Below are 13213 nucleotides of genomic sequence, written 5' to 3'. Positions count from 1 at the left end.
CCATTAAACCGCCGATCACCACTACCCCCTCCCGATCGCAAAGGGCATCCACATCCACTTCGATGGCGTTATCAAGGTATTGGTCGATCAGCACTGGGTGGTCGGGCTCCACCTGCACCGCTTCCACCATGTAGCGGTTGAGCTCGGCTTCGTCGTAGACGACCTCCATGGCGCGCCCGCCCAGCACGTAGCTGGGGCGCACAACAACTGGATAGCCCACGCGCGCAGCGATGGCCCGGGCCTCGGCCTCACTGCGGGCCAAGCCATTGCGGGGCTGGCGGATCTCCAGCCGGCGCAGGATCGCTTCAAATTGCTCCCGGTCTTCGGCGGCGTCGATCGATTCAGGTGAGGTGCCCCAGATGCGAGTTCCGGTGGCCAACCCCTCGGGCGAAGCCAGCCAGCGCAGCAGCGGGATCGCCAGCTTGAGAGGTGTCTGGCCGCCGAACTGCACGATCACCCCCTCGGGATGCTCCACCTCGATCACGTTGAGCACGTCTTCGAGGGTGAGGGGCTCGAAATAAAGCCGGTCGGAGGTGTCGTAATCCGTTGACACCGTCTCCGGGTTGCTGTTCACCATCACGGTGGCGAAGCCCTCGGCCTGCAGAGCGAAGGAGGCGTGCACGCAGCAATAGTCGAATTCGATGCCCTGGCCGATGCGGTTTGGCCCGCCGCCCAGGATCATCACCTTGCGGCGGCTCTCCGGCTGCACCTCGTTTTCGGGCGGCACGATCTCCAGCTCACCGGCCGCATTGAGCCGCTCCAGCGGCCGCTCGTAGGTGGAGTAGTGATACGGCGTGCTGGAGGCAAACTCCGCCGCACAGGTATCGACGGTTTTGAACACGGCATTGATGCCCAGCCCCTGACGGTGGCGCCGCACCGTGAGTTCATCGCTGCCAGTGGCCCAGGCGATCTGGCGATCTGAGAAGCCCAGCTGTTTGAGCTCCAGCAGGGCGGCGGCATCGAGTTGCTCGAGCTGGCGGCCCCGCAGCAACCGCTGCTCAGCTTCGAGGATGCAGCGCAGCTTGGCCAAAAACCAGGGATCGATGGCGCTGAGCTGGTGGATCTCGTCGTCGCTGCGGCCGACGAGCATCGCCTCGCGCACGGCGAAAATCCGCTCAGGCGTGGCGGTGCGCAGGGCCCGCTCCAGGGCGGTGGGATCGGGGGCAAGCGTGAGGTCACTGGCGGCATCGGGGCGGTCGCAGCCCCAGCCGGCATGGCCCGTTTCCAGGGAGCGCAACGCCTTTTGGAACGACTCCTCAAAGCAGCGGCCGATCGCCATCGCCTCCCCCACCGACTTCATCGAGGTGGTGAGCACCGCCGGGCTACCGCGGAACTTCTCAAAGGCGAAGCGGGGAATCTTCGTGACCACGTAATCAATCGTGGGCTCGAAGCAGGCCGGGGTGGCACCGGTGATGTCGTTGACGATTTCGTCGAGGGTGTAACCCACCGCCAGGCGGGCGGCGATCTTGGCGATTGGAAAGCCTGTGGCCTTCGAAGCCAGCGCCGAGCTGCGCGATACGCGCGGGTTCATCTCAATCACCACCACATCGCCGTTGGCGGGGTTGATCGCAAATTGAATATTGCTGCCGCCGGTATCGACGCCGATCTCGCGGATGATCGCGATCGACTGGTCGCGCAGCCGCTGGTATTCGCGGTCGGTGAGGGTTTGGGCCGGTGCAACGGTGATCGAATCACCGGTATGTACCCCCATCGGATCGAGGTTTTCGATGCTGCAAACGATCACCACGTTGTCGGCGCTATCTCGCATCACCTCCAGCTCGAATTCCTTCCAGCCCAGCAGCGACTGCTCCACCAGGATCTGGGAGACGGGGCTCGCCTCCAGGCCGCTTTTGCAGAAAGCGCGGAACTCCTCGGGGTTGTAGGCGATGCCACCGCCGCTGCCACCGAGGGTGAAGGCCGGCCGGATGATGCGGGGATAGCTGCCGATGACCTCGCCCACCCGCTCCGCCTCCTCAAGGGTGTTGGCGATGCCGGAGGGACAGACAGCGACGCCGATCCGCTCCATCGCCTCCTTAAAGAGCAGCCGGTCTTCCGCCTTGCGGATCGCCTGCAAATTGGCGCCGATCAGCTCCACCCCGTGCTTTTCCAGGGTGCCGTTTTCAGCCAGGGCTACCGCCAGATTGAGAGCGGTCTGGCCGCCCATCGTCGGCAGCAGGGCATCGGGCTGCTCGATCTCAATCACCCGGGCCACCACCTCGGGCGTAAGTGGCTCGATGTAAGTGCGATCCGCCATGTCCGGATCGGTCATGATCGAGGCCGGGTTGGAATTCACCAACACCACTTCGAAGCCTTCTGCCCGCAGCGCTTTACAAGCCTGGGTGCCGGAATAATCGAATTCGCAGGCCTGGCCGATCACGATCGGCCCCGAGCCCAGCAGCAGGATGCGCCTGAGGTCCGTGCGGCGGGGCATAGGGGGTGGGCAAGCCAAACCTGCCTAGCCTCTCACGCCCCCCTGGCAGCAGCTGGGGCTGGAATCGCTAACCTGATTGATAACGCGGAAGCCCTAGATGAGTGAGCTCCAGCGCCTGAAAGGGCTGCTGCCCCCTGAATTACAGAGCTGGGTGTTTGTTGAAGCGGCCGCCTCGGTGGAACCGCCCCTGATCACCATCGAGGAGATCGGTCGCGATGAAGTCGAAATTCAGGTCGACCTGGAAAGCTGGGACGGGCTGGCGATAGACCATCGCAACCTGCTGTTTTGGCACGAGGTGGGCCGCGTCCAGAACGATGCGGTACCCCGCGACGGTTGGGAGATGGCGGCCCTGGCGATCGGCCTGGGTGGAGCCATCGGTGAGCTGTGGGTGCAGGACGGCCTCCTCCTGGTGATGGCCCTGGGCCTGTCCGGCTTTGCCGGCTACCGCCTCTACCTCAAAAACAACTCCGAGAAGCGGCTGCAGGACGCCATCGCCGCCGATGAGCGGGCCATCGACCTGGCCACCCGCTTCGGTTACACCCTGCCCAATGCCTACAAGAGTTTGGGCGGCGCCCTCAAGGAGCTGGTGGAGCAGACCCGCAAGAAAAAGAAGCGCGCCTTCTACGAAGACCGGCTAGAGGCACTGCGCAAGAGTGCCGGCAAGGCCCGGGCCGAAATGGCCCAGCAACAGGGCTCGCGTCAATCCGTCACCAGTGAGAACGTCTATGGCTGATTCCCCCGCTGGCAGGCCCACGACCCACCAGGAGCTCAACAGCGAGCAGCTGGCCAAGCTGGCGGCAGAAGCCTGTGACGACCGCAAGGCCGTGGATATTCGCCTGATCCGCGTTGACGAGGTGTCGTCGTTGGCCGATTGGTTTGTGATCTGCAGCGGCCTCTCCGATGTGCAGGTGCGGGCCATCGCCCGCTCGGCTGAGGATCAGATCGAGGAAACCACCGGCCGGCTACCCCTACGGCGCGAAGGCCAGAAGGAGGGCCGCTGGATGCTGCTCGATTACGGCGAAGTGATTGTGCATGTGCTCACCCCCAGCGAGCGCACCTACTACGACCTCGAATCCTTCTGGGGCCACGGTGAACAGGTGCGCTTCGTAAGCTCAACTCCAGCAGTTTCTCCCTGACCGCCATGCCGTGCCCGGTGCCCCCCGAGCAACGGCCCCTGCAGGAATACGAGCAGTTGCTGGCCTCCTGGTTTTTTGTTTGGCCGTCCCACGACCTGCCAGGTCTGTTGCGCCCCTTAGCCACCAGCTGGCTGTTGCTGCTGCCCCTCTCCACCTTGGTGGCAAGCGGCAGCTGGGTGTTGCGCCACCACCCGGCCCAGCTGGTCCTGGCGGGCATGGTGGCTGCAGTGGCGCTGCCGATGCTGCTCCTCGTGCGCCAGTGGCTCGGATGGAACTACGTGCACCGCCGCCTGGTTTCCGAGCAGGTCGAATACGAGGAATCGGGGTGGTACGACGGACAAGTGTGGGAAAAGCCCCTGGCCTGGCGCCAGCAAGACCTGCTGGTGGCCCAGCACCAGGTGCAACCGGTGCTGCGGCGGCTGCAGCAGGGGGCAGCCCTGGCGGTAATCCTGGCCCTGGTGGGGGCCAGCCTCTGTCAGGCTCTATAGACCAGCTCCTGGGCTCTTGTGACCCTGTCCTCCAGTTTCGGTGGCACCGCCCGCGGGGGCGTCCCTCCCCTGGAGGTGCGGCTGCTGCGCAACGGCATCGTCGAATCGCGCCACCGGGTGCACGCGGTGGTTTGCGACGGCCGCGGCCGAGTATTGATGCGGGCAGGCGATCCCCAGCAGCTGAGCTTTGTGCGCTCTGCCCTAAAGCCCTTTCAGGCCACGGTTTTTGTGAGCAGTGGCGCCGCCGACCATTGCAATTGCGGCGAGCGGGGCCTGGCGATCGCCTGCGCTAGCCACACCGGCACGGCCATGCACGCCCGCGAGGCCTTCAAGCTGCTTTGGGGCGCTGAAATCGAGGCCGAGCAGCTGCAATGCCCCGTGCCCGACTGCGGCAAAAGCCCCCTTGAGCACAACTGTTCCGGCAAGCACGCCGCCTTCCTGGCCACCTGCCGGCAGCTGAACTGGAGCACCGAGAGCTACCTACAAAAAGAGCATCCTTTGCAGCAGGAGGTGTTTAAGCGCGTGGGCGATCTGCTCGCCCTGCCCGCCGCCGAGCTGCTCACCGCCCGCGACGACTGCGGCGCCCCCACCCTGCAGCTGCAACTGGCCCAGATGGCCCTGCTCTACGCCCACCTGGGCGCCGGCAGCCAGGCCGATCTGGAGCGCCTCAGCCGGGCGATGTTGGCCCACCCCGAACTGGTGGCCGGGGAGGGGCGCTTTGACACCGAACTGATGCGAGGCGGCCACGGCCAGGTGGTCAGCAAGGGCGGAGCTGAAGGCATCCAGTGCCTCAGCCGCGTCGGCGAAGGCATGGGGATAGCGATCAAGGTGGAAGACGGCTCCGCCCGAGCCAAGCAAGCCGTAGCCCTGCACCTGCTCGAGCAGCTCGACTGGCTAACGCCAATAGCTCTTGAAGAGCTGCGCACTCGCTTCTTGATCCCAGCCCCCCATCTGCGCCTGGAGGTGATCGGCGAGCTGCGTTTCGACTGAGCGCCAGTACTAGGCACTTCGACTGGTATGGTTAAGAGGTCGACGCGGGGTAGAGCAGTCTGGTAGCTCGTCGGGCTCATAACCCGAAGGTCGCGAGTTCAAATCTCGCCCCCGCCACCACTTCCCAAAGCCCCGGCAGTCACCTGTCGGGGCTTTGTTGTTTGAACGTTCACCTGCGCTGCCCCAGCGATTACCGCCCAGAAGATGGCCATCCCCGCCAGCGTGACCCAGCCCGACGCCATCGTGGTGGGCTCCGGCGCTACCGGCGGTGTGGCTGCCATGGTGCTGGCCGAGGCGGGGCTGCGGGTGCTGGTACTTGAGGCCGGTCCCGAGCTCTCATCCCGCCAGGCCTTCGGCAGCGAACCGCTGAATACGGCCCGGCGCGTGGCCCGCATCGCCAGCGGCCAGCAACGCCTGCAGCGCCACCATCCGGGCTTCTGGAAACACAATCCCCAGCTGTTTGTCGATGAGCGGCTCAATCCCTACTCCACCCCAGACGACGCCCCGTTTTTGTGGAGCCGGGGCCGGCAGGTGGGGGGCAAAAGCCTCACCTGGGGAGGCATCACCCTGCGCCTTTCCGACTACGAATTTGGTGCTGCTGAGCGCGATGGCCAGGGGGCAAGCTGGCCGATCGGCAGCGCCGAGCTAGCGCCTTACTACACCCGCCTTGAGCAGTTGCTGGAGGTGCATGGAGCCTGCGACGGCCTGCCCCAGCTGCCCGATGGCCACTTCCAGGCGCCCTTACCCTTCACCCCGGGCGAACGCCACCTGCAGCGTCGCATTGGCGACGAGCTCGGCCTGCCCCTGATCCACTCGCGCGGCTTCAACCTGCACCGGGGTGCGGGCTGGCCCCGCTCCGCCAGCCAGGGGCGCACGTTGGCACGGGCCCTGGCAACGGGGCGCACCCAGGTGCGCAGCAACGCCGTGGTGAGCCACCTACTGCTCGACGGCGAGCGGGCCCAGGGCGTGGTGCTGGTAGATGGCAAAACGGCAGCACACGAGCGCATTGAGGCGCCCTTGGTGGTGCTCTGCGCCTCAACGATCGAGACACTGCGGATCCTGCTGCACTCGAGCGAAGCCCACCAACGCGGCGGCCTAATCGATCCATCCGGCAGCCTCGGGCGCTATCTGATGGACCACATCTCCAGCAGTCGCTTCTTTTCGATTCCCGGGGTGCCAGCCCTCGATGGGCCCAGCGAACTTTCTGGGGCCGGTAGCTGCTTCATACCCAACACGGTCAACCTGGATGCGGGTAGCGAAGCTGATTTCCGTGGCGGCTACGGCCTCTGGACAGCCCTGCAGCGCTTTGATCCACCCGCCCTGCTGCAGCGACGCCGAGGCGAGGCGGTGGGTTTTCTGATCGGTCACGGCGACGTGCAACCCAACGCCGACAACCAGGTGACCTTGAACGGTGAACATCTCGATGCCTGGGGGCTACCCACCGCCCACATCAACTGCCGCTGGGGTGCAAACGAGCAGCGCCTGGTGGCCCACATGCACCGGCGCATGGAGGCGGTGGTGGCAGCTGGTGGGGGGCAGATCCGGCCCATCGAAGAGCTATTTGTGCTGCCGCTGCTGGAGCCCTGGATCCGCACCAGCCTGGCGGTGAGTCCCGAGGCGCCACCACCTGGCTACTACATCCACGAACTCGGCGGCGCCCGCATGGCAAGCCAGCCCGAGGCAGGTGTGGTGAATCACCTCAACCAGTGCTGGGGCGCCCCCAATGTCCTGGTAGTCGATGGGGCCTGCTGGCCCCGGGCCGGCTGGCAGAGCCCAACCCTCACTGAAATGGCCATAACCTGGCGCGCTTGCGAAGCCGCTGCCGCCAGGTTGCGCCAAGGAGCCCCATAACCCGGTTGCGATCCGGTGTCTATCGCCACAACCGGCTTAAGCAACCCTGCTCACAATGGCAACGTCGACCTCTAAAGGGTCGGGCAAGGGAGTCTCAGGCGGAGGTTGGCCCCTCCGCCTTTTTTTTGTTATCTGCCACCAGATTTGAAAAATTCAGCGGCGCAGGAACAGGCCGTTGAGGTAGTGCTGGCTCACCCCCTGATCGGCGCAGCCGTGCTGAAACAGGAAGCTGGACAGCGCTGAGGAGATCAAGCGGTATTGATCCCACTGGGGGTGGCTGCGCAGGAACTCGCGCATGCCATCGAACAACACCTCTGGCACCTCCGCCTCCAGGCTGATGCTGCCGGCTTCTGCCTCCACTAACCCTTCTGCGCAGCTGGGCTGCTCCATACATCGTTGGAGGTGACTGCGCTCGGCTGCCATTACGAAACAAGAGTTGGGTGACCTAGTAGGCCACATCGGTGCCAGGTCCGTCAAAGCCTGAAGGCCAGGGCGAAACCACACCGTTCTCAACTGAGATTGCCTGTGCCTGCGGTTCCACAAGGAAGTAACGAGGCTTTGCAAAGCCTGCGAGGGCGAGCGCTGCCGGTGCTGTCAAGGCCACACTGAACAAAAGCAGTTATTCCCCAACTGCCAGGCCTGAACTGGCTTAAAAGCCTCGTTTCTGGGGAAAACCCCTAATAAACCGGGGAAAAGACGGCAATAATGGGGAATACGGATAACCAATCAGCAGAACTGATGAGCTGGAGTCTCGCGAGACTTCCAGCGAGCTGAGAAGACTGAGCCACGCCAAACCAAGAGGGCTCAGCTGCTGCCGCCCTGGCGCAGGGTTGTGGGACCGAGGGGATGGTCCGCGTGGGGGTAGGGCGGATGGTGATGGCTGAGACCGTGGTCGTGGCTGAGACCGTGGTCGTGGCTGTGCCCAGGGGAGTGGTCGTGATCGTGGGTGTGGCCGCCCACTGGAATCGGCACTCCATCGGGCTGGCAGGCACCGGTGCACTCGCGCTCACAGAGGTCACAGCCGTCGGTGAGCCCTTCAACGTGGTGGTGGTGGCTGTGCTGGGGCGCCCCAACCTCAGTCTCAAAGCCCAGCACCTGGGCCCGGTATTTGCACAGCGAACAATTCATGTTGGCGTCACCGCGCACCACCTCGGCCACCCGCTCCACAAAGGTGTCAAGCACCAGGGGGTGATCTGCCAGATAGGAGGCCTTGAGGAACTCCACCTCGGGATGGTCCTGGGCCACCCTCTCGGTGTGCTGCTGAATCCGACTCACCAGCACCCCGGAAAACAGGAAATAGGGGAAAACGACAACCCGGCGATAGCCAAGTCTCACCACTTGGCGAAGTCCAGGCTCCACTAATGGAAAGGTGACCCCGGAATAAACCGTTTCACCCCAGCCAAAACCAAAACCCTCCACCAACATCCGCGTCACCTTGGCGACATTGGAGTTGGCATCGGGGTCGGACGAGCCCCGGCCCACCACGACCAACATGGTTTCGTGCAGGGGCACCTCTGTGGCTGCCCCATCAAGGACTTCGCGAATCCGGGCCCCGGCGGCCTGAATCATCTTCAGGTCAACCCCCAGTTCACGGCCGTAGTCAATGCGCAGACCCGTCTCCGCCGCGTAGGTATTGAGCACCGAGGGGATGTCGTTTTTGGCGTGGCCCGCTGCGAACAGCATGGCCGGCACGGCCAGCACGTGGCTTACCCCCCGGGCCCGCAGCGCCTCCAGGCCATCGCGCAGGATCGGCCTGGCAAATTCCAGGTAGCCGTATTCCACAGGCACCTCGGGCAGCAGCGCTTGGAGCCCCTTGGCCAGCTCGGCAAATTCGGCCACTGCCAGCCGATTGCGGCTGCCGTGGCCGCAAACCAGCACCCCAATCGGGCCGTGGGGACCGGCACTCAGGTCGGGATGGGAGAGGGAAGCCATGGCCACTCGCACTTGAGGCCGACCCTATTCCGGGAAGCAGCGGGTCAGGATGGGGATATCCGGGCTGCCTAGCCGTCATGGCCCTGCGCCTTCCCCCATACCAGCCGTTACCGGCCCCGCGCCCGGGGGGTGAGCTGCTTGAGGTACCCATCGCCCAGCTACGCCCCACCCAGCTCTGCGTGGGACTGGCTGAAGTGCGCAGCAGGCTGCGCGATTTCGGTGCCGAAAATGCGCGGGAACGCCGCTCCTACCTGGGCAGCAAGCCCGTGCCGCTGGTGCGCAGCGCTGATGGCAGTGTGTGGATGGTCGACCGCCACCACCGCCTGCGGGCCCTGATCGAGATCGAACCCGGCGCCACCGCCTTCGGCTACGTGGTGCTCGAGCTCGACAGCCCCGACCCCCAGCAGGTGCTTGCTGCCCTGCATCAACGCGGCTGGCTCTACCTCTATGACGGCAGGGGCTTGGGGCCCCTGCCCCCCAGCGCCCTGCCCGAGCAGCTCACAGGCCTGCAGGACGACCCCTACCGCAGCTTGGTGTGGAAGCTGAAGCAGGAGGGGGTGTTGGCCGCCGCCCCACTGATTCCCTTCCACGAATTCCGCTGGGGCGCCTGGCTGCGCAGCCGCCCCCTGCCGCCCTTCAGCTCCGAGCAACTCGAGCCGGCCCTGCCCCGCGCCCGCGCCCTGGCCCGCTCCCGCGCCGCTGCCCACCTGGCTGGCTGGAAGGGATCAGGCAGTTGCTAGGCGGCGCCAGTTGCTAGGCGGCCCCAACTGCCCCAGGCTGGAGCTCCACCGCCCCCCTGCGCCGTAAATGCCATACAGCCACCTGCTGGTGCCCACCGATGGCTCCGAGCTCTCAGACAAGGCCGTGCAGCAGGCGGTGGCGCTGGCCCACAGCCTGGGAGCTCGCATCACCTTTTTCCACGCGCAATCCAACTTCCCCATCTCCCTAGTGGGCGTGGGTGAGCTGGTGGACCCCAATACGGTGACCGCCCTAGTGCAAGCCGCTCGCCATGGCGCCGAGCAAATCCTGGCGGCAGCAGCAGCCATGGCCCAGGCCGCCGGGGTGGTCAGCGACCAGGACACCGTGGTTAGCTCCATGCCCTATGCGGCAATCGTGGAGGCCGCCACCCGCCATGGGGCTGATCTGATTGTGATGGCATCCCATGGCCGCCGCGGCCTGGAGGGAGTGCTGCTGGGCAGCGAAACCCACCGGGTGCTTACCCACAGCAGCTGCCCGGTGCTGGTTGTGCGTTGAGCTCCGGCCACTACGCTGCCTGCGACAGCAACAGGCGTGCCGGTGGCTAAGGACGAAACGAGCAGGGGCGAAGAACTGCAGGGCCTGGGCTGGACGCCTGAGGAGGTGCGCCAATACGAGGAGCTGTGGGAATACCGGCAGCGCTGGGGCGCCATCAACCTGGAGCCGGAAGATCGGGTGTTACTTCGGCGAGCTGAAGCAGCCCTGCCCAAGCGGGTTGCCCATGGCAAGAGCTCGCTCAAAAAAACACTGCAGCAGAAATCTCACTACCGCTGGCTGTGTCTCTATCGAGACGCCATGCTCGCCGCCGCCGAAGGCCTTGGCCTCCAGCCCGGCGAAGAAGCCGCCTGGGTGATTCTGCTCGAGGCCGAGTTAAGAGCCCTGGATCACTACGAGCCGGTGCTGGGCTTGCCTGACACCCTCAAGGCCAAGGCCCTTTTGCCGGCCCGGGAGGCCTGGATCGCTGCCATCGCCACCCATGGACGGGAGCTCAGCTTCGACTTCGACGCACCGCTGGAAGCCCTCAAGCAGCAGGAAGCCACCAGCTGGAAGCCCCTGCGCAACGTTGGGGCCCGCTCCTATCCGGTGCTCGAAGCTGGCGCCGCTGCCAACTTCCGCTCCCAGATGAACCAGGAGGTAGCCCAGCTGATCCGCTCCACCTTCCCCTCGCTCAAGGACAGCGACAAGCCGGAGCCCCCGAGCGCCTAGGGCGCCGGGGCGCCGGCGCTGGACTGCACCGGTACCCGGCCCACCTTCCAGATGCGCTCGGCGTAGTCAGCGATCGAGCGGTCGCTGCTGAAGAAGCCACAGCGCATCGTGTTGTGCAGCGACATCCGCGCCCAGCGGCCCCGGTCGAGCCAGGCTTCATCCACGGCGTTTTGAGCGCGGCGGTAGTCGGCCACATCTGCCATTACCCGGAAAGGATCGTGGCTGGTGAGGCTGGCCAGCAAGGGGTGGAAGAGCTCGCCATCACCCTCGCTGAAGTAGCCCGAGCCGATCAACTCCAGGGCCTGGCGCACGGCCGGGTCCTGCTCGATCCAGGGCATCGGGTGATAACCGCCGTGGCCCAGCTGCTCGATCTGCTCTGCGGTGTGGCCAAAGAGGAAGAAGTTCTCAGCCCCAACGCAATCGCGGATTTCGATGTTGGCCCCATCGAGGGTGCCAATCGTGACAGCACCATTGAGAGCCATCTTCATGTTGCCGGTGCCGGATGCCTCCTTACCAGCGGTGGAGATCTGCTCAGAGAGATCAACCGCTGGATACACCAGCTGGCCCAGGCTGACGCTGAAGTTGGGCAGGAACACCACCTTGAGGCGGCCATCCATGGCCGGATCCATGTTGACCACGTCGGCGATACCGACCAGCAGGCGGATGATCAACTTGGCCAAGGCATAGCCAGGAGCCGCCTTGCCACCGAACACAAAGGTGCGCGGCGGCAGGTCTTCACCGGCGCGGATGCGCAGATAGCGCTCAACGATCTGCAGGGCCGCCAAGTGCTGGCGCTTGTATTCGTGGATGCGCTTGACCTGCACATCAAACAGGGAGGTGTGATCAACCAGCACCCCCAGCTCGCGGCGCATGTACTGGGCGAGGCGCTGCTTGCCGAGGTCACGCACCGCCTGCCAGCGCTCAAGGAACGCGGGGTCGTCGGCAAAGGCGGCAAGACCTTGCAGCTCCTCGAGGTGGGTGCGCCAGCGATCGCCGATCGCCTCATCTAGCAGGGCCGCCAACGGGGGGTTGGCCACCGCCAGCCAGCGCCGCGGTGTGACGCCGTTGGTGACATTGGTGAAGCGCTCCGGCCAGATCCGGGCCAGATCAGCAAACAGGTTCTGCTTCAGCAGGGTGCTGTGCAGCTCGGCCACGCCGTTGACGTGGTGGCTGCCCACCACAGCCAAGTGGGCCATGCGCACCCGGCGCTGCGGACCCTCCTCAATTAAGGAAATGCGCTGCAGGATTTGGGAATCGCCGGGATAGCGAATCCGGGCCATGCGCAGGAAGCGGGTATTGATCTCGTAGATGATCTCCAGCTGGCGGGGCAGCAACTGCTCAAACAGCTCCACGCCCCAGGTTTCCAGGGCCTCAGGCAGCAGGGTGTGATTGGTGTAACTGATGCTGGCGGTGGTGATCGACCAAGCGGTATCCCAATCGATGCCGTATTCATCCATCAGCAGCCGCATCAACTCAGCCACGGCGATGGCCGGATGGGTGTCGTTCAGCTGCAGCGCAAACTTGCGATGGAAGTCGGTCACCTCCAGCCCCTGGCCCCGCAGGATGCGGAACATGTCCTGCAGGGAGCAGCTAACGAAGAAGATCTGCTGGGAGAGACGCAGTCGCTTGCCCTGGTCCAGCTCGTCGTTGGGGTAGAGCACCTTTGAGAGGGTTTCAGCCTGCATCTTGCGCAGCACGGCTCTTGTGTAATCGCCGGCGTTGAAGGAAGCGAAGTCGAAGGCCTCAGGAGCCACCGCCGACCAGAGCCGCAGGGTGTTCGCGGTGTTTACGCCGTAGCCCAGGATCGGCGTGTCGTAGGCGACGCCGATCACGGTGTGTTCACCGATCTGCACCGGATAGCTCCACTCCGGCCGGATCACCTCCCAGGGATTGCCATGGGCCAGCCAGGGATCGGTGCTCTCCACCTGGCCGTGGGGAGTTATCTGCTGACGGAAGATGCCGAATTCGTAGCGGATGCCGTAGCCGATCGCTGGCAGCTCCAGCGTCGCCATCGACTCCTGAAAGCAGGCGGCCAGTCGCCCTAAGCCACCGTTACCAAGACCGGGTTCGGGCTCCTCGGCGATCAGCTCCTCAAGGCTCAAGCCCAAGCTGGCGCAGGCCTCCCGGGCTGCCTCCACCAAGCCCAGATTCACCAGGTTGTTTTCCAGGTGCGGACCCAGTAGGTATTCCGCCGACAGGTAGGTGGCCGTGCGGACATGCTCGCGGGTGTATGTGTCGGCGGTGTCAACCCAGTTTTTGAGCAGTCGATCACGCACCGCCAAAGCCAGGCAGCGGTAATGGTCGTGGCTGGTGGCCAGGGAGCTGGACTTGGCCTGACTGAAGAAGAGATGCCTTTGCATCGACTCCTTCAGAGCCTGGCTATCGGCTGAGGCCATCCCTGACTACCTACAAAGTGAAAGTCT

At 64.8% G+C, this 13213-nt stretch carries 12 protein-coding genes and 1 tRNA gene; 9 read left to right on the top strand and 4 right to left on the bottom strand.

All coding sequences use genetic code 11. The annotated features are described in order from the left end of the window. Positions 1-2431, bottom strand: a 2431-nt coding sequence (gene carB, locus KBY99_RS12750) for a carbamoyl-phosphate synthase large subunit (RefSeq protein ID WP_254999439.1), incomplete at its 3' end; no start/stop codon positions are given. A 97-nt stretch (positions 2432-2528) separates the two neighbouring features. Here carB and KBY99_RS12745 point away from each other — a divergent pair. The 6 genes from KBY99_RS12745 (at position 2529) to KBY99_RS12720 (ending at position 6896) form a co-directional block, all read left to right on the top strand. After that, positions 2529-3164 (top strand): DUF3318 domain-containing protein, encoded by a 636-nt coding sequence (locus KBY99_RS12745; RefSeq protein WP_106632970.1) that lies wholly within the window; start codon positions 2529-2531, stop codon positions 3162-3164. Beyond that, positions 3157-3567 (top strand): ribosome silencing factor, encoded by a 411-nt coding sequence (gene rsfS, locus KBY99_RS12740; protein WP_254999437.1) that lies wholly within the window; start codon positions 3157-3159, stop codon positions 3565-3567. The genes KBY99_RS12745 and rsfS overlap by 8 nt, the downstream gene beginning before the upstream one ends. A gap of 5 nt (positions 3568-3572) precedes the next feature. Beyond that, positions 3573-4055 carry a CGLD27 family protein gene (locus KBY99_RS12735; RefSeq protein ID WP_254999435.1) on the top strand — a complete coding sequence of 161 codons (483 nt, stop codon included), beginning with the start codon at positions 3573-3575 and terminating at the stop codon, positions 4053-4055. A gap of 18 nt (positions 4056-4073) precedes the next feature. Beyond that, positions 4074-5045 carry an asparaginase gene (locus KBY99_RS12730; protein ID WP_254999434.1) on the top strand — a complete coding sequence of 324 codons (972 nt, stop codon included), beginning with the start codon at positions 4074-4076 and terminating at the stop codon, positions 5043-5045. A gap of 43 nt (positions 5046-5088) precedes the next feature. After that, positions 5089-5165, top strand: a tRNA-Met gene (locus KBY99_RS12725). A gap of 84 nt (positions 5166-5249) precedes the next feature. Beyond that, a complete protein-coding gene (locus tag KBY99_RS12720) occupies positions 5250-6896 on the top strand; it encodes a GMC oxidoreductase (protein WP_254999433.1) in 1647 nt (548 codons plus the stop codon). Between the two features lie 153 nt (positions 6897-7049). Here KBY99_RS12720 and KBY99_RS12715 read toward each other — a convergent pair whose 3' ends face one another. Together KBY99_RS12715 and KBY99_RS12710 are read right to left on the bottom strand one after the other, a co-directional pair. Further along, positions 7050-7286: a DUF2811 domain-containing protein gene (locus KBY99_RS12715; RefSeq protein WP_254942009.1), complete on the bottom strand. Its 237-nt coding sequence runs from the start codon at positions 7284-7286 to the stop codon at positions 7050-7052. A gap of 414 nt (positions 7287-7700) precedes the next feature. Further along, a complete protein-coding gene (locus KBY99_RS12710; RefSeq protein WP_254999432.1) occupies positions 7701-8828 on the bottom strand; it encodes a sirohydrochlorin chelatase in 1128 nt (375 codons plus the stop codon). A 77-nt stretch (positions 8829-8905) separates the two neighbouring features. Here KBY99_RS12710 and KBY99_RS12705 point away from each other — a divergent pair, with 77 nt between their 5' ends. The 3 genes from KBY99_RS12705 to KBY99_RS12695 all read left to right on the top strand — a co-directional run bounded on the left by KBY99_RS12705 (position 8906) and on the right by KBY99_RS12695 (position 10790). Next, on the top strand, positions 8906-9568 hold the full coding sequence (locus KBY99_RS12705; RefSeq protein WP_106632976.1) for a ParB-like protein: 663 nt from the start codon (positions 8906-8908) through the stop codon (positions 9566-9568). Between the two features lie 67 nt (positions 9569-9635). Beyond that, complete coding sequence (locus KBY99_RS12700; RefSeq protein WP_254999431.1) at positions 9636-10082, top strand: universal stress protein; 447 nt, start codon at positions 9636-9638, stop codon at positions 10080-10082. Positions 10083-10118: 36 nt separating this feature from the next. Further along, positions 10119-10790 (top strand): hypothetical protein, encoded by a 672-nt coding sequence (locus KBY99_RS12695; RefSeq protein WP_315857996.1) that lies wholly within the window; start codon positions 10119-10121, stop codon positions 10788-10790. Here the strand turns inward: KBY99_RS12695 and KBY99_RS12690 are convergent. Beyond that, positions 10787-13186, bottom strand: a complete 2400-nt coding sequence (locus KBY99_RS12690) for a glycogen/starch/alpha-glucan phosphorylase (protein WP_254999430.1) — start codon at positions 13184-13186, stop codon at positions 10787-10789. The genes KBY99_RS12695 and KBY99_RS12690 overlap by 4 nt on opposite strands. Positions 13187-13213 lie beyond the last annotated feature (27 nt).

This window comes from Cyanobium sp. Maggiore-St4-Cus (assembly GCF_024345615.1).
Taxonomy (GTDB): Bacteria; Cyanobacteriota; Cyanobacteriia; order PCC-6307; family Cyanobiaceae; genus Cyanobium_A; species Cyanobium_A usitatum.
This window is presented reverse-complemented; position numbering and strand designations above follow the sequence as displayed.